The organism is Labrys miyagiensis (genome assembly GCF_030160835.1).
GTDB lineage: Bacteria > Pseudomonadota > Alphaproteobacteria > Rhizobiales > Labraceae > Labrys > Labrys miyagiensis.
In genome coordinates this window covers 80919-99643 of record NZ_BSPC01000024.1, presented here as the reverse complement: position 1 = coordinate 99643, position 18725 = coordinate 80919, and the positions used below count along the sequence as shown (strand labels likewise).

General features: G+C 64.2%; 20 protein-coding genes. 9 read left to right on the top strand and 11 right to left on the bottom strand.

The genetic code is table 11. The features are described from left to right. Window positions 1-549: 549 nt before the first annotated feature. The 5 genes from QQL24_RS13720 to QQL24_RS13700 all read left to right on the top strand — a co-directional run bounded on the left by QQL24_RS13720 (window position 550) and on the right by QQL24_RS13700 (window position 6100). Complete coding sequence (locus QQL24_RS13720) at window positions 550-1848, top strand: porin (protein WP_284312725.1); 1299 nt, start codon at window positions 550-552, stop codon at window positions 1846-1848. Between the two features lie 709 nt (window positions 1849-2557). After that, window positions 2558-2863: a helix-turn-helix domain-containing protein gene (locus QQL24_RS13715; RefSeq protein ID WP_284312724.1), complete on the top strand. Its 306-nt coding sequence runs from the start codon at window positions 2558-2560 to the stop codon at window positions 2861-2863. A gap of 974 nt (window positions 2864-3837) precedes the next feature. Beyond that, window positions 3838-5067 (top strand): CynX/NimT family MFS transporter, encoded by a 1230-nt coding sequence (locus QQL24_RS13710; protein WP_284312722.1) that lies wholly within the window; start codon window positions 3838-3840, stop codon window positions 5065-5067. After that, complete coding sequence (locus QQL24_RS13705; RefSeq protein ID WP_284312720.1) at window positions 5064-5480, top strand: ACT domain-containing protein; 417 nt, start codon at window positions 5064-5066, stop codon at window positions 5478-5480. Before QQL24_RS13710 ends, QQL24_RS13705 begins: the two co-directional genes overlap by 4 nt. Further along, the gene (locus QQL24_RS13700; protein WP_284312719.1) at window positions 5477-6100 is read left to right on the top strand and encodes a uracil-DNA glycosylase family protein; all 624 of its coding nucleotides are present in this window, start codon (window positions 5477-5479) and stop codon (window positions 6098-6100) included. Before QQL24_RS13705 ends, QQL24_RS13700 begins: the two co-directional genes overlap by 4 nt. Window positions 6101-6375: 275 nt before the next feature. On the opposite strand, the gene mug is transcribed toward QQL24_RS13700, so the two are convergent. The 5 genes from mug to QQL24_RS13675 form a co-directional block, all read right to left on the bottom strand. Further along, entirely contained in the window at window positions 6376-6882 is a 507-nt protein-coding gene (gene mug / locus QQL24_RS13695) for a G/U mismatch-specific DNA glycosylase (protein ID WP_284312717.1), read from the bottom strand. Between the two features lie 6 nt (window positions 6883-6888). Then, window positions 6889-7527 (bottom strand): alpha/beta hydrolase family protein, encoded by a 639-nt coding sequence (locus QQL24_RS13690; RefSeq protein ID WP_284312716.1) that lies wholly within the window; start codon window positions 7525-7527, stop codon window positions 6889-6891. After that, a complete protein-coding gene (locus tag QQL24_RS13685; protein ID WP_284312715.1) occupies window positions 7524-7886 on the bottom strand; it encodes a DUF488 domain-containing protein in 363 nt (120 codons plus the stop codon). Before QQL24_RS13685 ends, QQL24_RS13690 begins: the two co-directional genes overlap by 4 nt. Then, window positions 7883-8407: a peptide-methionine (S)-S-oxide reductase MsrA gene (gene msrA / locus QQL24_RS13680; protein ID WP_284312713.1), complete on the bottom strand. Its 525-nt coding sequence runs from the start codon at window positions 8405-8407 to the stop codon at window positions 7883-7885. The genes QQL24_RS13685 and msrA overlap by 4 nt, the downstream gene beginning before the upstream one ends. A 349-nt stretch (window positions 8408-8756) precedes the next feature. After that, entirely contained in the window at window positions 8757-9275 is a 519-nt protein-coding gene (locus QQL24_RS13675) for a methylated-DNA--[protein]-cysteine S-methyltransferase (RefSeq protein ID WP_284312711.1), read from the bottom strand. A gap of 195 nt (window positions 9276-9470) precedes the next feature. Here QQL24_RS13675 and QQL24_RS13670 point away from each other — a divergent pair, with 195 nt between their 5' ends. Further along, window positions 9471-10445 (top strand): pyridoxal-phosphate dependent enzyme, encoded by a 975-nt coding sequence (locus tag QQL24_RS13670; RefSeq protein ID WP_284312710.1) that lies wholly within the window; start codon window positions 9471-9473, stop codon window positions 10443-10445. 109 nt (window positions 10446-10554) lie between these two features. Here the strand turns inward: QQL24_RS13670 and QQL24_RS13665 are convergent, their stop codons facing one another. From QQL24_RS13665 to QQL24_RS13655, 3 genes are read right to left on the bottom strand one after another with little or no spacing between them, the layout of a single operon-like run. Then, window positions 10555-11739 carry an acetyl-CoA C-acetyltransferase gene (locus tag QQL24_RS13665; protein WP_284312709.1) on the bottom strand — a complete coding sequence of 395 codons (1185 nt, stop codon included), beginning with the start codon at window positions 11737-11739 and terminating at the stop codon, window positions 10555-10557. A gap of 26 nt (window positions 11740-11765) precedes the next feature. Then, window positions 11766-12467: an SDR family NAD(P)-dependent oxidoreductase gene (locus QQL24_RS13660; protein WP_284312708.1), complete on the bottom strand. Its 702-nt coding sequence runs from the start codon at window positions 12465-12467 to the stop codon at window positions 11766-11768. A 36-nt stretch (window positions 12468-12503) separates the two neighbouring features. Continuing rightward, window positions 12504-13088 (bottom strand): TetR/AcrR family transcriptional regulator, encoded by a 585-nt coding sequence (locus QQL24_RS13655; RefSeq protein WP_284312707.1) that lies wholly within the window; start codon window positions 13086-13088, stop codon window positions 12504-12506. 380 nt (window positions 13089-13468) lie between these two features. Between QQL24_RS13655 and QQL24_RS13650 the strand changes: the two genes are divergently transcribed. From QQL24_RS13650 to QQL24_RS13640, 3 genes are all read left to right on the top strand, one after another. Then, window positions 13469-13858 carry a GntR family transcriptional regulator gene (locus tag QQL24_RS13650; protein ID WP_284312706.1) on the top strand — a complete coding sequence of 130 codons (390 nt, stop codon included), beginning with the start codon at window positions 13469-13471 and terminating at the stop codon, window positions 13856-13858. Then, window positions 13855-14742: a slipin family protein gene (locus QQL24_RS13645; RefSeq protein WP_284312705.1), complete on the top strand. Its 888-nt coding sequence runs from the start codon at window positions 13855-13857 to the stop codon at window positions 14740-14742. The genes QQL24_RS13650 and QQL24_RS13645 overlap by 4 nt, the downstream gene beginning before the upstream one ends. 168 nt (window positions 14743-14910) lie before the next feature. Then, window positions 14911-15273, top strand: coding sequence for a hypothetical protein (locus QQL24_RS13640; RefSeq protein WP_284312703.1), 363 nt, complete (start codon window positions 14911-14913; stop codon window positions 15271-15273). A 117-nt stretch (window positions 15274-15390) separates the two neighbouring features. Here the strand turns inward: QQL24_RS13640 and QQL24_RS13635 are convergent, their stop codons facing one another. The 3 genes from QQL24_RS13635 to msrB form a co-directional block, all read right to left on the bottom strand. After that, complete coding sequence (locus tag QQL24_RS13635; protein WP_284312702.1) at window positions 15391-16035, bottom strand: cysteine hydrolase family protein; 645 nt, start codon at window positions 16033-16035, stop codon at window positions 15391-15393. A gap of 95 nt (window positions 16036-16130) precedes the next feature. Then, window positions 16131-17975, bottom strand: coding sequence for a cytochrome c biogenesis protein DipZ (locus tag QQL24_RS13630; protein ID WP_284312701.1), 1845 nt, complete (start codon window positions 17973-17975; stop codon window positions 16131-16133). 96 nt (window positions 17976-18071) lie between these two features. Continuing rightward, on the bottom strand, window positions 18072-18566 hold the full coding sequence (msrB, locus tag QQL24_RS13625) for a peptide-methionine (R)-S-oxide reductase MsrB (RefSeq protein WP_284312700.1): 495 nt from the start codon (window positions 18564-18566) through the stop codon (window positions 18072-18074). Window positions 18567-18725: the final 159 nt, after the last annotated feature.

Sequence of the window (18725 nt, the reverse complement as noted above, 5' to 3'; positions counted from 1 at the left end):
AAATCCCCTCCCGCTCCCAGTCTCGGCCTGTGGAGGCCACCGGGGCGTGCTCCACTCAGCAGGCCGCCGAGAGTCGTCAAACTACTGAATAAAAGCAGCTCGTACCGTTCTCGTGATCGCCTCACGGTCCTTGGGAAGAGAAGAACAGGCGACATGTTAGGACGGCGTCGGACGGTAGCTTATCGCCTATTTTTTGCCTCCGATATAATTCTTTATATAATAAAAATAGATACAGAATAAAGTATATGTATCATAAAAGACACAGATTTATGTATTTTATTACTTCGAGATTTTGCGAGATATACTATATTTATGCTTCAACTTAGGGTGTGTCTTTTCGGTGACATCGCGTTTATAAAGCGACTCTACTTGGTGATTCATCGCCAAAACGCTGTTGTGCAACCAAAAGGAGTGCACCAAGATCACGGCAACGATCCCTGACGGGTCGTGTCCGGATTGCAAGTTCTGCGTGTGATCGGGGTCTCGCGAATCGGTCGAAGCACCAAGCGGCGCTCTCGATCAAATAATAACTGTCTTGGAGGTCATCTAATGACGATGAAGTCTCTTCTCCTCGGCGCCGCTGCTGGTATCGCTGCTATCGGCGCTGCCCAGGCTGCCGATCTGCCCATGACCAAGGGCGAAGCCGTCGAGTATGTTAAGGTCTGCACGACCTTCGGCCCCGGCTTCTTCTACATCCCCGGCAGCGACACCTGCCTGCAGATCAAGGGCGAAGTTCGCGCTGACTACCGCGTTCGCGGCATCAGTGGTTCGGAGCGTCTCGAAACGATTGTCGACGGCGGCGCCGGCGTCATCACCCGCAACAGCCTCAACCTCACCCGTGATCAGGACCGCACCCGCTTCGGCGCTGAAGGCCGCATCGCGTTCGACGCCCGCACCCAGACCGACTACGGCCTGCTGCGCTCCTACTTCCAGATCAACGCCGACGGCATGAACGCTGCCGGTAAGACCCAGCAATTCACGGTTGACAAGGCCTTCATCCAGTTCGGCGGCCTGACGGCTGGTTATGCCCACACCTTCTTCGGCTATTACGACGCCAACTATGGCGACACGATCTGGGCGCCCTACTACGCCTCGTCGAACACCGTCAACCTGCTCGCCTACACCGCTGAATTCGGCGGCGGCTTCAGCGCCACTCTGGCTCTGGAAGACGGTCGCGGCCATCGCGTTGTCGGCCCGAATGCGCTGGGCTATGGCGGCCAGGTGAGTCCGGATATCGTCGGCAATATCGTGGTCGACCAGGGCTGGGCGCTTGGGCAGCTCTCCGCTGCCGTGCATCAGGATCGGGTGAACGAGGCTGCGCACCTCGCCGGTGGCGATGACAAGTGGGGCTATGCCGTCGGCGGTACCTTGCTCTTCAAGATCCCGGCTATCGACAGCGGCCACTTCATCGTTGAAGGTGCTTATTCGGACGGTGCGCTTGAATATCTCGGCACCAATTCGACGGCTTTCGGTGGCGACGACTTCTATGCCGGCCCGAACAACACCCGCAAGGGCAAGGGCTGGTCGATCGTCGGCGAACTCGGCGGCAACATCACGCCTGTGCTGAACGCCAACTTGGTCGCTAGCTATATCGACACCAAGTACAACGACCTGCCTGGTTTCGGTGGTCACGATCAGTTCAACAAGGAATTCACGATCGCCGGCAACCTGACCTACACGATCGTGAAGGGCCTGACGCTTGGTGCCGAAATTGCGTATACCCACGCCAGCTTCAATCAGCTTGAGAGCAGCACCACGGACGCAACGACGGAAGAGACGACCACGGTGTTTCACAAGGGCCACGAGAATATCTGGGAAGCTGGCATCCGCCTGAAGCGGACCTTCTGATCTCTCAAGTTCTCGACGGAAAAAATTGGGAGGCCCGGTCGTTACAACCGGGCCTCTTTCTGCGTCTGGGCCTTGCTCGCAAGGCCTGGCCCAGCGGCCCCACGCCGACCCGACCATCCCAGGAGCGACAGCGCGCTATTGCTTCGAGTGCAGGCGCTATAGCCCGTAGAATGTTTCTATCGATAGCTGGCGCGCATTTCCGAATCCAATGCCCGAGGCCTCGCATATTGCGTGCGTCCAACGCCCAGGAAATGGCAACGACAAAGGCGAATTCCGACCCTCAAAGCGCTTGCGCTGCGTGGTACGGCCTCCTTCCTTGGCAATTATTCATATTGTTCACGCGTACGCCATCGAACCGGAAGTTCAGCCATCGCCTTCGCCGCCAAGATTCCGCGCCGTTATCCCCAAGAACATGATCGTGCCGTACACCACTTTGTGATAACGATACTTTGATCGTTACTTGACCAGTATACCGCTGGGTGTGTCACGTAAAAAATGCATCTTATCAACTTGAACGGTATCTTTTTTAATACAATTAATCTATGGCTTCAACTGTTTATAAAATATATATTGTAACATACCCCTGAGTTATGTAATGTAAGAACCGATTTTAGATGTCTTGCATTCACTTGTAACAATCGTAGAAAAATTTCGACATACCTCTTTAGAGGGCATTCTGAGGTGGCAAGTGGACGGCACGAGCATTCAAATGACGCGCAATCTCGCGGGGCGACGCCCGCGTTCCGTACAGAAGAATATCACGCTGATGCAGGTGCACTGGCAGACCTTCGGCGATGATCTGCGGGCGGAAAGGACGAAGCGGGGCCTTACCTATCGGCAGTTCGCACAGCTTACCGGCGTAAACTTCAGCACGTTGGCACGGCTCGAGAGCTTTTATACACCCTGCAATACCGAGACGTTCATGACTTTGGTCATCGAGATGGACAAGGACCCGCGCGACTATATTTCGCGCCGTTCCGTCGGGTTTGCGGACTGGATCAAACAGGCGGACTGAATTCGTTCCAGAGTCTAGCCGGAGTACTTAGGGGCCGTTGGAAAATAAGTGAACCGGCAAGCCGGTGTCGGGAGTGCGGGAGAGGCGCGGTGCTTGAAGCGCTTGATCTTGAACGATCCCTTGGTCACCCGGTCAAACGTCTCGCCCGTGCTCGGATCAATCGACGGCGCTCTGCGTGGCATCCTCCTTCGCCAATGATAGAGGCGTTGGAGTACGTTGAACAGAATATGAACTAATATTGATTATTTCTCGTTCCCATGCTCTCATCCGTCTTGGAACGAAGCGTCAGCAGCCGGCGTCTGTACAACCCGGCCCCGAACGCCTCCATCCACCCCGACAGCCTATCCAGGTGGTAGGCGCATGCGGCGGTCCTGCTTCTCTCGAAGCCGGCCTCCAGGGGTGACGAGCGGGACAGAGGGATCGGCACCCCATGGAAGTGCCACGCGATCCCTGGACGGAGCGTGAAGGGCTTGAGCCCGGCACCGCCTTCGTCCCCATCTCCCGCCGATGCGGTGAAGACGGTTCATGCCACTGTCCGGCCAGGACTGCAGCGCTGAGCCCCTTTACCGAGCCGGCTGGCTCAGGTTCGGATGGTCCGTGCCATCCGCTCCCGGCTCGCCTCCGCCTTCAATAGGCGGAAAAACAGGTGGCCTTGCGCGCCTTGTCAGCGTGCCGGGCAGCCGGAACGGGGCGATGGCGGCTTGCACCGACAGTGCGGCCTGCATCTTCCATGATCTTGCTTTCACGGCTGCTCCGCAGCCGCCATCGCCCGGTCTCCTCATCAACCCAGCCGGAAAGGCGTGGGAACGAGGGCGCTTGCGCATGGCAGGTTCTTTCAAGACGGCGTCCCTGCAAAATCGCGGTTGAGCGGGTGCCGCTATAGGCCTATTTGATAGCGGGGCCTGCAGTCGGTTGGCGCCGTTCCCGATGGGATGTACCCTCGCTTTCCTGCCATTCCTTTCGAAACGAAGATTTTGAGCGACAAAGTTTTTGACACCGCGGCGCATTCGCCCGCCGAAGCATCTGCCGCCGCGGCTGCCGGCCCCCTGCTCGGCATCAGCCTGGTGCTGATCGCCTTCAATCTGCGTGCCGTCTTCTCCAGCCTGTCGACCGTGCTGCCCGAGGTTATCAGCGACACCGGCCTCGGCCCGGTCTGGGCCAGCGTGCTCACCACGCTGCCGGTGGTGTGCCTGGGCGTCTTCTCCTTCCCGGCTCCGGCCTTGTCGCGGCGCTTTGGGCCGGAACGTGTCATCTTCGCTTCCATGCTGCTGGTCGCCGTCGGCACGGGGCTGCGCGGGCTCGGCCTGCCGCCCTTCCTGTTCGCAGGCTCGTTCCTGGCCGGCGCCGGCATCGCGGTGATCAATGTCCTGCTGCCGGGCCTGGTGAAGCGCGATTTCCCGCGGCGCGTCGCCATGATGACAGGGCTCTACACCATGGCGCTGTGTGGCAGCGCGGCCGCCGCCGCGGCCTTCACGGTGCCTTTTGAAAGGTCGCTGCCCGGCGGCTGGCCGGCGGCCCTGGCTTTGTGGGGCCTGCCGGCCCTGGCGGCGGCCCTGATCTGGGCGCCGCAGGCCCTGAAGACCGGCCGGCACGCCACTGGCGCGAGGCCTGCGGTCCACGGCCTGTTCCGCGATCGCCTCGCCTGGAAGGTGACGCTGCTCATGGGTCTGCAATCGGCCATGGCCTATATCGTCTTCGGCTGGATGGCGCCGATGCTGCGCGACCGTGGCATGGAGGGCGCCAGCGCCGGCTTCGTCCTCTCGCTCTGCGTGGTCTTCCAGATGCTGGCCTGCCTCGCCTTGCCGGCACTCGCCACGCGCGGTCGCGATCAGCGCTGGGCCTGCCTCCTGATGTTCGGCTTCGCGGCGCTCGGCTTTGCCGGCTGCTACTTTCTGCCGCTTTCGCTGGCCTGGATCGGCGGCGTGCTGAACGGCATCGGCCAAGGCGGCCTGATCGCACTGGCGATGACACTGATCATCCTGCGCTCGCCCGACGCCAATGTGGCCGCCCGGCTGTCCAGCATGGCGCAGGGCATCGGCTATATCCTCGCCGGCTTCGGCCCGCTGCTCGCCGGCGTGCTACGCGGCGCTACCGGCAGCTTCGCCGCGCCGACCCTGCTGTTTCTCCTCATTGCCCTCATCGGTTCCTGGGCCGCCCTGGAGGCTGGGCGCAACGAGATCGTGAAGGCGCGCGTGGAACCATGAGTGGCGAGACCGATCTTGCGCGCCTTCTCGCCACCATGACGCCTGTGCTCCAGCCCGGCCGCTTCGTCTTCGTCACGCTGCCAGCGGGCGCTGAAACGCCTACTGCCATCACCCCGGTGATGTCGTTCCGGGAGGCGGAGGGGCTGACGCTGATCCTGTCGGAGGAAGCCGCCGCCCGGTCGGGACTGCAGGGCGTCTTCCCCAGCCGCATGATCACCCTAGAGGTGCATTCCTCGCTCGAGGCCGTCGGCTTCCTTGCCGCTATCACCGGCCATCTCGCCGCCGCCGGCATGGGCGTGAATCCGGTCTCGGCCTTCTACCACGATCACCTGTTCGTTCCCGCCGAGCGAGCCGAAGAGGCGATGCGCCTTCTCACCGAGCTTTCGGCGGCGGCTCGCGAGGGCAAGGCTTGAGCGCCGCGCTCGACAGCCTGCTCGCCGAGCTTCGCGCCTGCCGCATCTGCCGGGACACGCCGCGCTACGGGCCCGCCTTGCCGCATGAGCCGCGTCCGGTGATCCAGGCTTCCAGCGAGGCGCGGCTCTGCATTGCCGGCCAGGCGCCCGGCATCCGCGTGCACAGATCCGGCCGCCCCTTCACCGACCCCTCCGGCGTGCGGCTGCGCGGCTGGCTCGGCATCGGCGAGGAGGTGTTCTACGACTCCAGCAAGGTGGCGATCGTGGGCATGGGCTGCTGCTTCCCGGGTCTCGATGCCCATGGCGGCGACCTGCCGCCACGGCGCGAATGCGCGGAGATCTGGCGCAACCGCATCTTCGAGCAGATGCCGAAGATCGAGCTCCTGCTGCTGATCGGCCATTATGCTCAGAATTGGCATCTTGGAGCCCAGTTTCTCGCCGGGGGCATGACGGAAACGGTGGCGCGCTGGCGAGAGATCTATGCCGGAGAGAGCCACCCGCGTATGCTGGCGCTCCCCCATCCATCCTGGCGCAACAGCGGCTGGCTGAAGCGCAACCCCTGGTTCGAGACGGACCTGCTGCCGGTGCTCCGAGCGGATGTGGCGCGGCTGCTAAAATAAGGGCAGCCAGTGGCTAAAACACAGCGTAAGCCTGAATGGCGCGGGCAATCCTTCCCCGGCTTCGGGGAAGGTGGCATTGCGTAGCAATGACGGAAGGGGGAGAGCGACGCGACATAGCCGGGGTTTGGGAAAGGTAGGCGCCACCCTACCCCTTCCGGCCCGGCTTCGCCGGTCCACCTTCCCCGAAACCGGGGAAGGATTATCCGCGCCTCGTCTTGTGAAGTTCAGCTGTGTAAATTCGAGAGCCACCAAGGTAGGAATGAGCGCGCGCGCTTCTATCCAACCGCCAGCCGGAGCGCCCGGTAGGCTTCCACCAGCGCTTCCAGCGTGAAGGCGCGGTTGAGGCCGCTGGGATTGGGCAGGACCCAGACCGAGGCGCCGCCGAAGCGGTCGGGCTGCGGCCCCCACGGGATCACGGCCTTGCCGGCAATGGCTCCATAGGCCGGCTTGCCGAGAAAGGCCACGAAGCGCGGCGCATAGCGGCTGATCTTGGCCTCGAGCGCCGCGCCCGCCGCGACCAGTTCGCCGCGCGACAGGTCCGCGGCGCTGCGGGTCGGCCGGCCGACCGCGGCGGTGAGGCCGTAGCCATACTCGACGAGCGTGGCATCGTCCTGCGGGCGTAGCTGCAGCGGCGTGAAGCCGGCGAGGTGCAGCGCCCGCCAGAAGCGATTGCTGGGGCTGACGAAACTATGGCCGGCAGCGGCAGCGGTCGCCCCGGGATTGATGCCGCAGAAGATTACCGACAGGCGCTCAGCCAGGATATCGGGAAGCGTGTCGGCCATGATGTGTCAGGGCGCCACTCTTGCAGCCCAGGCCGAGACGGCGTTCGCCATGGTCTTCATGTGGTCGGCGGCGGTGAAGCCCGACACCGCCTTGCGCGGCTTGAGATCATGGTCGCCGTCCTCCAGCCAGAGGATCTCGATGGCCTTGGAGAGGATATAGGCGGAAACCTCCTCCCGTGTGCCGAAGGGATCGCGCGTGCCCTGCACGATCAGGGCTGGTGTCTGCATCGCCAGGAGGTGAGCGGTGCGCAGCTGTTCCGGCTTGCCTGGCGGATGGAAGGGGTAGCCGAGGCAGAGAAGGCCGGCGATCTTGCCCTGGTCATGGAGTTCGTCGGCGATCATGCTGGCGACACGCCCGCCCATCGACTTGCCGCCGATGATCAGCGGCCCCTTGGCGCCGAGCGCTTCGACCGCGGCGTGGTATTCCGGCATCACTTTCTCCGCCTTGGGCGGCGGCTTGATACCGGCGCCGCTGCGGCGGCCAGCCATATAGGCGAACTCGAAGCGGGCGACGCGGAAGCCCGCCTGGGCGAGCGCCGCGGCGCTGGCCGTCATGGCGGCCGAATCCATCGGCGCGCCGGCGCCATGCGCGAGAAGGATGGTGTGGCTGCTGTCACTAGGCCCGTCGAAAAGGAAGCTCGTCATGGCCGCTCATTCTCACTGAGATAGTCGACCAGCGCCTGCGCGTTGTTGTGAAGCGTGTCGTGGGCGCCGTAGAGAAGCGTGACCGGGCCGGCTTTGACAAGTCCGCGCAGCGTGGCGACGGCGCTTTCATTGGCATCGAGCTCGGCGTGGTAGCGGCGGCGGAACTCGTCCCAGCGATCGGGCTGATGTCCGAACCACTGGCGAAGAGCCGTGCTCGGGGCGATCTCCCTGAGCCAGAGGCTCAGGGATGCCGTCTGCTTGCTGATCCCGCGCGGCCAGACCCGATCGACCAGGACACGCTGCCCGTCCTCGGGCGAGGCGGGATCATAGATGCGCTTGATGCGCAGCCTTTCCGTCACTCGGCCGCCGTGGCCTGCCTGCGCACCGGCAGCTTCCAGTTGGGGCGGACGAAGTGGCAGGTATAGCCATCGGGATAGCGCAGCAGATAGTCCTGGTGCTCGGGCTCGGCCTCCCAGAAGGGGCCGACGGGCACGACTTCGGTCACCACCTTGCCGGGCCACAGGCCGGAGGCCTCGACGTCGGCGATGGTGTCCTCGGCGATGCGCTTCTGCTCTTCGCTCGTATAATAGATCGCCGAGCGATAGCTCATGCCGATATCGTTGCCCTGGCGGTTGCGCGTGGTCGGATCATGGATCTGGAAGAAGAACTCCAGCAAATTGCGATAGCTGGTCTTCGTGGGATCGAAGATGATCTCGATGCCCTCGGCATGGCTGCCGTGGTTGCGATAGGTCGCGTTCGGCACATCGCCGCCGGTATAGCCCACCCGGGTTGAGATCACGCCGGGCTGGCGCCTTACCAGATCCTGCACGCCCCAGAAGCACCCACCGGCCAGGACTGCCCGTTCAGTTGACGCTGTCATGTCTAACTCCCTGAGCTTGATTTTGCAGAGCCGGATATAGGCACTGTAACCTGCACTTTCGAGCCGGCACAACTTTTGTTGATCGGAGGGGAGGGCGGCGGAGCTCGGCCTCGATTGCAAACGTCGCGTAGCCCCTCACCTCTATCCTCTCCCCGTAAGAACGGGGCGAGGGGACTTCGACGATGCGCTTATTTCTCAAGCGTCTCATCTCGCGCAACGGTTGGGCCAGATGAGCCATCGTCGAATAAACTCGACGATTGCGCCCCCTCGCCCCGTTTTTACGGGGAGAGGATAGAGGTGAGGGGCTACGCGACGCTTGCGAGATTCTCATAAACCGAACAGTGCCAACTCAAGCCGCCCTCTGCGCCATCGCCCGCCGCTCGCGTTCCAGCAGCGCCCGCTTCCTGCGCACGCCCCAGCGATAGCCGGAGATCGAGCCGTCCTTCTTGAGCACGCGGTGGCAGGGGATGAGGATGGCGAGGGCGTTGTCGGCGATCGCCTTCGTCACGTCGCGGGGGTCGCGCGTGCCGAGCCTTGCCGCGAGCGCGCCATAGGAGATGGTCTCGCCCGCCGGGATCTCGCGCAGGAGCTGCCAGACCTTGAGCTGATAGCCGTTGCCGCGAGGATCGAGCGGCAGACCAGGATCCTCCTCGGGATGATCGATGAGGCGGGCGAGCCTGGTTACCGTCTCGGCAAGGCCGACATCGTCGGGTTCGAGCGTCGCCTCGGGCAAACGTTCCTGGAGGGCGTCCAGCAACCCCTCCCATTCATTGCCGAACTCGAAAGCGACCAGCCCCCTGTCGGAAGCAGCCACCAGGAAATCGCCGAGGGAACTGCTGCCCCAGGCATGGCGAATAAGGTCGGACATCACACTCTCCTCTTGGGTCATTGAGCTTGGGATCATGGATAGCGCCGAATATCCGGGCTCACGACCCGGTTCCTGCTTTGCCTGGCATGCCGTCGTCGCTGCTTCACTTTTTCACCGATTGGCTGGCTTCCCCTCGCCAGCCCGATGCTCTACGGCCTCTTTGTCACGCGGTGATTGATCGCCAAGGGAGCTTCCATGCAGGCTGACGTCTTCGATATGGCAGCGCGCTCCGTGCAGGCGCGCCAGCGCATCCGCGATTTCATCTACGAGACGCCGCTGATCCCCTCGAGGGCGATCGGCCTGGAAAGCGATTCCGCCGTCTTCTTCAAGGCCGAGAACCTGCAGCTCACCGGCTCGTTCAAGATCCGCGGCGGCGCCAGCAAGATGACGTCGCTGCCGCGGGACCAGGGCGTGATCACCGCTTCCTCCGGCAATCACGGCATCGGCGCGGCACGGGCGGCGCAGGCGATCGGACAGAGCCTCACCGTGGTTCTGCCCGAGACTGTCACGCCGGCCAAGCTCGACCTCATCCGTTCCTTCGAGGCTGAGATCATCCTCTACGGCGCCGAGACCGGGCAGGCCGAGCGGCACGCCCGCGCGCTAGCGGCCCAGCGGGGGCTGGTCTATGTCTCGCCCTACAATGACGAGGAGATCGTCGCCGGCCAGGGCACCATCGCCCTGGAGCTGATCAAGCAGGTCCAGCCGCTCGACACTGTCTTCATCGCCATGGGCGGCGGCGGCCTCATCAGTGGCATCGGTTCCGTGTTGAAGCATTTCAGCCCGAAGACGCGGGTATTCGGAATCTCCGCCGCCAATTCCGCGGCGCTGGCGGCCTCGATGACGGCCGGTCGGGTGGTGGAAACCGAGCATCTCAACACGCTGGCCGATGCGGTTTCGGGCGGGCTCGAGGAAGGCAGCATCACGCTCGGCCTGGCGATGGCTGTGATCGACGAGGTCATCACCTGTTCGGAAGAGGAGATCGCGACGGCGATGCACGATCTCCTGTTCAAGGAGCACCTGCTCGTCGAGGGCGCCGCGGCCCTTGCCCTCGCCGGCTTCCGGAGGGTTGCCGGCCGGCATGGCGGGCAGAACAATGTCATCCTGCTGTGCGGGGGGAATGTCGATGCTGGGAGCGCTATTGCGGCGATGACGAAACGGGATCATCGCTAGCTTTTTGGGGGGCGGGTCTTCAGACCCGGCTCTTGTGCCGGCGTGTGCGGTCAAGAGCCGGGTCTGAAGACCCGCCCCCCGACTGCACCACCATGAGGGGTTCCAGCCCTCACATCGTCTCCAGCGCCAGCGCGATGCCCTGGCCGCCGCCGATGCACAGGCTGACGATGCCGCGCTTCAGGCCGTCGCGCTTCATCGCGTGGAGCAGGCGCGTCGTCAGCACCGCGCCGGTGGCGCCGATCGGATGGCCGTGGGCGATGGCGCCGCCCTCGACATTGACGATGTCCTCGGGCAGGCCGAGTTGCTTGATGGCGGCGAGGGGCACGGCAGCGAAGGCCTCGTTGATTTCCACGCGCTCGATATCGGCAAGCTTCCAGCCCGCCCGCTCCAGGGCGATGCGGATGGCCGGCACCGGGCCGAGGCCGAACAGGCCGGGTTCGACGGCAGCAACACCATAGGCGACGAGGCGGCCGGCTGGCGTGAGCCCTTCCTTCTCGGCGAAGGCGCCGGAAGACACGATCATCGCCGCCGCGCCGCTGTTGAGGCCGGGCGCGTTGCCGGCGGTGATGGTGCCGTCCTTGCGGAAGGCGGGCCGGAGCTTGGCAAGCACCTCGGCCGTGGTGTCCGGGCGCGGCGCCTCGTCGGCCTTGAAGCTCTCCGGACCCTTCCTGCCCTTGATCTCCACCGCCACGATCTCCTCGGCAAAGTTGCCCGCCTTCTGCGCGGCGGCGAAATTCTGTTGCGAGCGGGCGGCGAAACGGTCCTGCGCCTCGCGGGTGAGCTGCACTTCTCTGACCAGGTCCTCGGTGTGCCAGCCCGAATGCTCGCCGGAGAAGGCGTCGTTCAGCCCATCGGTCAGCATGCTGTCGAGGATTTGGGCCGGACCCATGCGGTAGCCCCAGCGCCCGCCGTCCATCAGATAGGGCGCGCGATCCATGTTCTCCATGCCGCCGGCTACCGCCGCCTCGATCTCGCCCGCGAGGATCTGCTGGGCCGTCGTCACCACCGCCTGAGCACCGGAGCCGCAGACGCGGTTGACGGTGAGCGAGGGCACGGTAACCGGCACGCCGCCGCCGATGGAGGCCTGCCGGGCCGGGTTCATGCGATTGCCCGCCTGGATGACATTGCCCATCACCACCGAGCCGATCTTGCCGGCATCGAGACCGGCGCGGCGCAGCGTCTCGCGCACGACGGCTGCGCCGAGCTCGGTGGCCGGCGTACCCTTGAGGGAGCCGTTATAGGCGCCGATCGCCGTGCGAACGGGATGGCTGAGAACGATATCGGCGCGTGCCATGGCAAAACTCCTGAAGATATGAGGGCTCAGAAATGCTCGACCCAGGGCCTGAGCTCGACTTCGAGCGACCAGGCATCGCGCGGCTGGCGGATGAGATCGAGATAGGTCTGGGCGATGCCTTCGGGCGACAGGGTGGAATCAGGCCGGTCGGCGGGATCCGGGCGCGCGGCGCTGCGCACTCCGCCGTCGATGACGATATGGGCGACATGGATGCCCTTCGGCCCCAATTCGCGCGCGCTGCTCTGGGCGAGGCCCCGGAGGGCGAACTTGCCCATGGCGAAGGCCGCGGATTGGGGAAAGCCCTTGACGCTGGCGCTCGCGCCGGTGAGCAGGATGGCGCCGCGCCCGAGCTGTAGCATGCGCCGGGCCGCCTCGCGGGTGACCAGGAAGCCGCCGAAGGCGCTCACGGCGATGGCGTTGCGCACGGTCTCCGGGTCGAGCTCGGCGATCGGCCCATGAGCGCGTGCCGAGGCATTGTAGACGACGACATCGGGCGTACCGATTTGCCGGCTTACCTTGTCGAAGACATCGGCGATGGCAGAGGCATCGGTCGCATCGGCCGGCAGGGCGAGCCCGCCGATCTCGCCGGCAAGGCCGGCCAGCTTGTCGGCATTGCGTGCCACCAGGGCAACCTTCAGCCCCGCGGCGGCGAATTTCCGCGCCACGGCGGCACTGATGCCCTGGCCGGCGCCGACGATCAGGGCGGTGGAATAGGGGATATCGGTCATGAAGGATCCTCCGGCGGCGATCAGCCGCTTCGAATTTCAGGGGGTTTGCGATGATTCCCGGGTCAACAGCGCCCGCCGGGCCGCGGCGAGAATCTCTTCGGAGAGATGGGGATCGTCCACCGCCCGCGCCAGCACCACGGCGCCCAGCATGGTGGCGAGGCCAGCCATGGCCCGCTCGCGCTGGCTGGCCGGGCCACGGGCCGGCAAGAAGCGGGAAAGCCTGGCGATGGCGGCCTCGATGCCCTCCCGAAACACGCCCCGGACCGGCCTCTCGCGCCGCCCCGTCTCGCCGGCGAGGGCGGCATAGGGGCATCCGTCGGCGGGATTGTCCCGGTGCGCCATGGACAGATAGGAGGAAACCAGCGTCGCCAGCGGATCTTCCTCACGCCCCAGCAGCCGGTCCCAGCGGCGCTGCGAACGCTCGGCCGCCTGCCGGCAGGCCGTCTCGATCAGCGCCTCCTTGGAGGCAAAGCTTTTGTAGAAGCCCCCACGCGTCAGCCCGGCCGCGGCCATCAGGTCATCGATGCCGACGCCATCGAAGCCGCGCTCGCGAAAGAGCCGGTCGGCCGTTTCGATGACCCGCTCCTTGTTGCGGGCAGCCTGTTCACGGGAGACGCGCAAGGAGGGCTCCTGGGTTGGATATGTTTTGGAATTTAGATGATAATTGACATCTAATTCAAGTGCTGTGGCTGCATGGCTGGGTCGCGGGCCGAGCACGGAGCCATTAGAAGCGCCACTCGTCCGATAGAGGCGGGCCAAACGCGGAGCGTCGATCACCGATCGACAATCTTGGAACCGGTACGCTTGCAGGGAAAAGAAAGATGTCGATCCCGCCCTAGCGGCGGACCCCGCGGACCCGGCTCGTGGCGGAATGTTGCCCGACTCTTGCAAAGATGGTGGCGACAGCAAAATTCCTGACGTTACGATACCTGTTCGGACACATCCTTGACACCAGGTTGGACTCATAGCACTGTATGAATGTTATCATACAGGCATACGTGATGTTGGAAAGGTTTCACATCGAGCCCTCCGGTGTCCCGATCTATATCCAGATCCGGGACCAGGTCCTGCGGGTGATCGGGGCCGGACTGCTTAAGCCCGGCGAGCAGATGCCGACCATGCGCCAGGTCGCCGTCGCGCTCCGGATCGACCTCAACACCGTCAGGCATGCTTATGACGCCCTCGCCCGCATGGGGGCCCTGACAGTTCGGCCGGCGCGCGGCACCTTCGTGGCAGAACATCCGCCCATGCTGGATCTCTCCGTCGAGGCCCGGCGCCTCGACGATCTCGCCCACCGCACCATCGCCTCTGCCAAGGCCGGCGGCATCGATCCCGCCGAACTTGCACAGCGCATTCTCGCCATCAGCACATCGGAGGAGAGCGACCAATGAGGAATATTTCTGTCTCGGGCAGCAATGCCCTCGCCACTTTGCTGTCGACGATCTTCCTGGTGCTCGGCGTCCTGGCCGCGGCGGCCGGCTATCGCAACGACCAGACCGCGCTCTATATCCTGGCCGGCCTGCTCCTGATCATCAGCTTCCTGATCCCGCGCAGCCTGGTGATCGCCGACCAGTGGGAGCGCAAGATCGTACTGCGGCTCGGCCGCTACCAGGGTCTTCGCGGCCCCGGCCTCTTCTTCATCATCCCCTTCATCGACACTGTCGCGGCCTCGATCGACCAGCGCATCCAGACCGTGGCCTTCAATGCCGAGCAGGCGCTGACGCGCGACACCGTGCCTGTCAATGTCGACGCCATCATCTTCTGGCAAGTGCACGACACCGAGCGCGCCGCGTTGGAGATCACCGATTATCGCGGCGCGATCTCCCAGGTGGCGCAGACCTCGCTGCGCGAGATGATCGGCTCGACCGATCTCAGCAGCCTGCTCTCCGAGCGAAAGAAGAGCGACGAGCGCCTGCGCGAGGAGATCGGCGCCAAGACGGCCGAATGGGGCGTCAGCGTCATCACCGTGGAAATCCGCGACGTCGCCATCCCCGCCGCTCTGCAGGACGCTATGAGCCGCAAGGCCCAGGCCGAGCGCGAGAAGGAAGCCCGCGTCATTCTCGGCTCCTCCGAGCAGCAGGTCGCGCAGACCTTCGTCGCGGCCGCCGAGATCTATGCGAAAACCCCGGGCGCCATGCAACTGAGGGCAATGAACCTGATCTACGAGGCCACCAAGGAACGCGGCATGACCATCGTCATCCCCTCCAGCATGGCCGACAGCATGAATCCCGGCCTGCTGGGCGGACTTGTGGGGGCGGGGACGATCGGGGCCTGAGGTTGATTCGGAGTGGCGGTCGAAGACCGCCATTCTTTCACGCGCGGCGTTTGAAGAAAGGAAGATGGCGGTCGGAGACCGCCACTCCGCGTTTCCTGCGCCTCCATTGCTGGAGCAGCGCATTGCCCATGGCTGCTCGGATCAGCCATCCCACCGTGCCTTGAGACGATGATACCGCCCGTCATCACAAGATCGTGCCACGCCGAATTTCCGGCTTGCCCCATCTTTCCGCTCGACTATGGTGCCCTCTCGATCGGAACGCTCTGGTGGGAGCACGGCATGGCGGTGAGTGCCTTGAAGGGGCCGACGCAGCAAGGGCTGGCGGAGGTCGCGGCGATCGCACGGGCCAATGTGAAATCGGCGGTCGTTGCCAAGGCGACGATCGTCGATGACCGTTATGCTCTGACATTCCGCGTCTCGCCGTCCGACGATGCCGCCCGGGCGAAAGTGCTCGACGAGATGGAGCGGGCGCTGAACAGCCAGCGCTCCGACCCCGAGGATGCCACCGGGGTCGAGTTGCAGTTCGATTGACGGCCGGCGGAGACAGACACGAGGGCTGAAGGCGGGATCGCCATCTTTCTTCGGTCATCGTTTCCAGGAATGTCGACCGGTGATCGACATTCCGCGTTTGGCGCGTCTCTCCCGCCCTCAGGCCGCCTCGTAGCCGCGCGACCTGGTCTCGACGCCGCCGGCGCCCTTCAGCTCCGCGAGAAACTCCTGGTGTGTCATCGGCCGGGAGAACATCGGATAGTTCTTCTCCACCGCCAGACGCTGCTCTTCCTCGCTCAGCGTCGCCGTGCAGTCCTTCAGGGTGACGACGTCGTAGCCCTTCTCGTAGCCGGTGCGCATGGTGGATTCGACGCAGCAATTGGTCAGGAAGCCGCCGAGGGCGATGGTCTGGACGCCGCGGCTGCGCAGGATGAAGTCGAGATTGGTGGTGGCGAAGCCGCACAGGCCGCGCTTGCCCTCGATCACGATGTCGCCGGGCTCGGGCTTGAGCACGTCGACGATCTCGGCGCCCCAGGAGCCCTGGCGGAAGGACTTGCTGTCGACGACGCCCTTGAGGATGCCATACGGGCTGGGGCGGAGTTCGTGATAGTCCTCGGTGAAGGTGATCGGCGCAAAGACGATGGTGGCGCCGGCGGCCCTGGCCTGTTTTACGGTCTCCACCGTGTTGGCCAGCATATTGGTCTGGTCCATCACGCCTTTCACGGCCCCATGCAGGGTGCCGCCTTCGGTGGTGAAGTCGTTCTGGTATTCGATGAGAACCACGGCTGTCGATTTCGGATCCATAGGTCGTCTCCCGGACTTGGCGAAGTTCGCGCTATGTATGGAGCAATATGACGCCAAAGGCGAGACCGCTTCCGGCGATCGTGGTCAGGAGGCCTTCACCCGAAGGTGAAGGCGAAGGCCTGGGCGCCAGGGTCCTGGAAGTCGATCTCGAAGGTGTGGTCCGCGACCGGCTTGTTCTGGCGGATCAACTGGTAGAGCCGCTGGTTGGTGATGGTGCCGTTGCCGTCGGCATCGATGTCGACGCCATGATCCTCGCCCGGCGCCTTGCCGTCGACCAGAACACGGAAGCGCACCGGCTTGCCGTCGCTGCCCGGCCCGAGCACCAGATGCAGGTCGCGGGCGTGGAAGCGATAGGTGATGCTGCCATTGGCGGCGTTGAGGGTCGCCTTCTCCTTGTCGACCGTCCAGTCGCCCGATAGCGTCCACTGGTTGAGGTCGAGCGGACCGGCCTTGGCGTAGACCTGCGACTTGTCGACGACCATGCCCGAAGGCGCGATGAAGTTGTCGGCGCGGTCATAGCCGATATAGGTCTCGGGCGAGATCACGTCGCTCATGTCGGCCGCGGCTTCCGCGCCCTTGGCATCGACCGAGACGACGCCCTGCGCGACATTGGTCTTGCCGGCTTCCCTCAGCAATTGCTGGATGATCTGCTCGGACTTGTCGTAGTCGCCCTCGCCGAAATGGTGGCCGCGGACGCGGCCCTGCGCATCGATGAAGTAATGCGCCGGCCAGTACTCGTTGTTGAAGCCCTGCCAGATGGCATAATTGTTGTCGACGGCGACCGGATAGTCGATCTTCAGATCCTTGATGGCCTGCTTGACATTGTCGGCATTCTTCTCGAAGGCGAATTCCGGCGCGTGGACACCGATCACCACCAGGCCCTGATCCTTGTATTTCTCCGCCCAGGCCCGGACATAGGGGATCGAGCGCAGGCAGTTGATGCAGGAATAGGTCCAGAAATCGACCACCACCACCTTGCCGCGCAGGCCCTCGGCGGTCAGTGGCGGCGTGTTGAGCCATTCGACCGCGCCCGAGAGCGACGGGAGTTGCCCCTCGACTGGCAGCGTCTCGCCGCCCGCGGCGGGCTTGGCCTTCATCATCATGGCCGGATTGGCGCTCATCGTCATCGAGTTCTGGTCGCCGGAATTCTGGTCACCGGAATTCTGGTCGCTCTTGGCAATCACCGAGGAAGTCGGCTGGGTGTCGGAGGGAGTGGGCCTCACCTTGTCGACCAGGCCTTGTTCGACGGCCGAGGTGCTGGCCAGCGAGACCTGTGTCAGGAAGCCGGTATCGAGGCCGAGGGCGATGGCGCCGACGCCGGCGATCACCAGCACGCCGAGGCCACGGCGGATCCACTCGCCGACGCCGAGCGATTTCTTCATCGCCGTGAACACGCGCCCGCCGATCAGCAGCGCCAGGGCAAGCGAGGTCGCTGCGCCGAGGGCATAGGCGAGGAGCAGGATCGTGGTCTGCACATTGGCGCCCTGCAGCGCGGCGCCGGAGAGCACGAGGCCGAGGATCGGGCCGGCGCAAGGCGCCCACAGCAGGCCGGTGGCAATGCCGAGCAGGAAAGAGGGTCCAACCGAAGAGCCATTGCCGTCCTGGCTCGACGCCGCCTGAGACAGGCGCGAACCGGCCGAAACCAGCGGACGCGTCAGCCAGTCGGACAGATGCGGGAAGAGCAGCGTCACGCCGAAGATCGCCAACAGGCCCATGGCGATCCAGCGGCCATATTCATTGGCCTGCACCGCCCAGCCCCCGCCCACCGCGGCGAGCGTGGCGACGGCGGCAAAGGTGAGGGCCATGCCGAGCAGCAGCGGCAGGCCGCTCTTGATGAAAGGCTTGTCGGCCCTGGCGAACACGAATGGCAGGACCGGCAGGATGCAGGGGCTGAGGATGGTCAGCACGCCGCCGAGATAGGACACGATAAAAAGCAGCATCGTAGAGCCTTAGAAGGGAAGGAACGCACCAATCCGGCCGGATGCATCGCGGCCCGGCATCGGCACCTTCCGGAAACACAGCAGCGCCGGAAAAATTCAGGCCGCCGCCGCCACGAATTTGAGCGCCACGCCGTTCATGCAATAGCGCAGGCCGGTCGGCTTCGGACCATCGTCGAAGACATGGCCGAGATGCCCTTCGCAGCGCCGGCAGGCGACCGCGGTGCGGGTCATGCCAAAGGAGTTGTCGTCCTTGGTCAACACGGCATTGTCGAGCGGCGCCCAGAAGCTCGGCCAGCCCGTGCCGCTGTCGAACTTGGTCTTGGAAGAGAACAGGGCAAGATCGCAACCTGCGCATGTGAACACACCGGTGCGCTCTTCATGCAGCAGCGGGCTGGTGAAGGGACGCTCGGTCGCCTCTTGCCGCAGCACTGCATATTGATCGTCGGTGAGACGCTGGTGCCATTCGGCATCGCTCAGCTTGAGATGATCCGCGCCGGCGGCAAGCGCGGCGCCGTTGCCCAGCATGCGGCCAGCCGCGAGGACGGCGATGGCGCAGACGCCGGATTTCAGAATCGTGCGACGGTTCAGCATGGTGCTTCTCCAGGATTGATCGGTGGATTGGAACCACCCGCAATCGGCTACGAACGCATACGCTATTTCGTTACGGGAATAACGCCCGTCACGACGAGTTGATCGTTTCGTGAGAGCCGCCGGCCCCGCTTCGCGGATAAATTGCTGCCGGCTTTTGCC

Coding starts and splice junctions, on each gene's coding strand:
- QQL24_RS13720 (WP_284312725.1), top strand. CDS start 550: ATGACGATGAAGTCTCTTCTCCTCGGCGCCGCTGCTGGTATCGCTGCT.
- QQL24_RS13715 (WP_284312724.1), top strand. CDS start 2,558: ATGACGCGCAATCTCGCGGGGCGACGCCCGCGTTCCGTACAGAAGAAT.
- QQL24_RS13705 (WP_284312720.1), top strand. CDS start 5,064: ATGAGTGGCGAGACCGATCTTGCGCGCCTTCTCGCCACCATGACGCCT.
- mug (WP_284312717.1), bottom strand. CDS start 6,882: ATGGCCGACACGCTTCCCGATATCCTGGCTGAGCGCCTGTCGGTAATC.
- QQL24_RS13690 (WP_284312716.1), bottom strand. CDS start 7,527: ATGACGAGCTTCCTTTTCGACGGGCCTAGTGACAGCAGCCACACCATC.
- msrA (WP_284312713.1), bottom strand. CDS start 8,407: ATGACAGCGTCAACTGAACGGGCAGTCCTGGCCGGTGGGTGCTTCTGG.
- QQL24_RS13675 (WP_284312711.1), bottom strand. CDS start 9,275: ATGTCCGACCTTATTCGCCATGCCTGGGGCAGCAGTTCCCTCGGCGAT.
- QQL24_RS13670 (WP_284312710.1), top strand. CDS start 9,471: ATGCAGGCTGACGTCTTCGATATGGCAGCGCGCTCCGTGCAGGCGCGC.
- QQL24_RS13665 (WP_284312709.1), bottom strand. CDS start 11,739: ATGGCACGCGCCGATATCGTTCTCAGCCATCCCGTTCGCACGGCGATC.
- QQL24_RS13660 (WP_284312708.1), bottom strand. CDS start 12,467: ATGACCGATATCCCCTATTCCACCGCCCTGATCGTCGGCGCCGGCCAG.
- QQL24_RS13650 (WP_284312706.1), top strand. CDS start 13,469: ATGTTGGAAAGGTTTCACATCGAGCCCTCCGGTGTCCCGATCTATATC.
- QQL24_RS13645 (WP_284312705.1), top strand. CDS start 13,855: ATGAGGAATATTTCTGTCTCGGGCAGCAATGCCCTCGCCACTTTGCTG.
- QQL24_RS13640 (WP_284312703.1), top strand. CDS start 14,911: ATGATACCGCCCGTCATCACAAGATCGTGCCACGCCGAATTTCCGGCT.
- QQL24_RS13635 (WP_284312702.1), bottom strand. CDS start 16,035: ATGGATCCGAAATCGACAGCCGTGGTTCTCATCGAATACCAGAACGAC.
- QQL24_RS13630 (WP_284312701.1), bottom strand. CDS start 17,975: ATGCTGCTTTTTATCGTGTCCTATCTCGGCGGCGTGCTGACCATCCTC.
- msrB (WP_284312700.1), bottom strand. CDS start 18,566: ATGCTGAACCGTCGCACGATTCTGAAATCCGGCGTCTGCGCCATCGCC.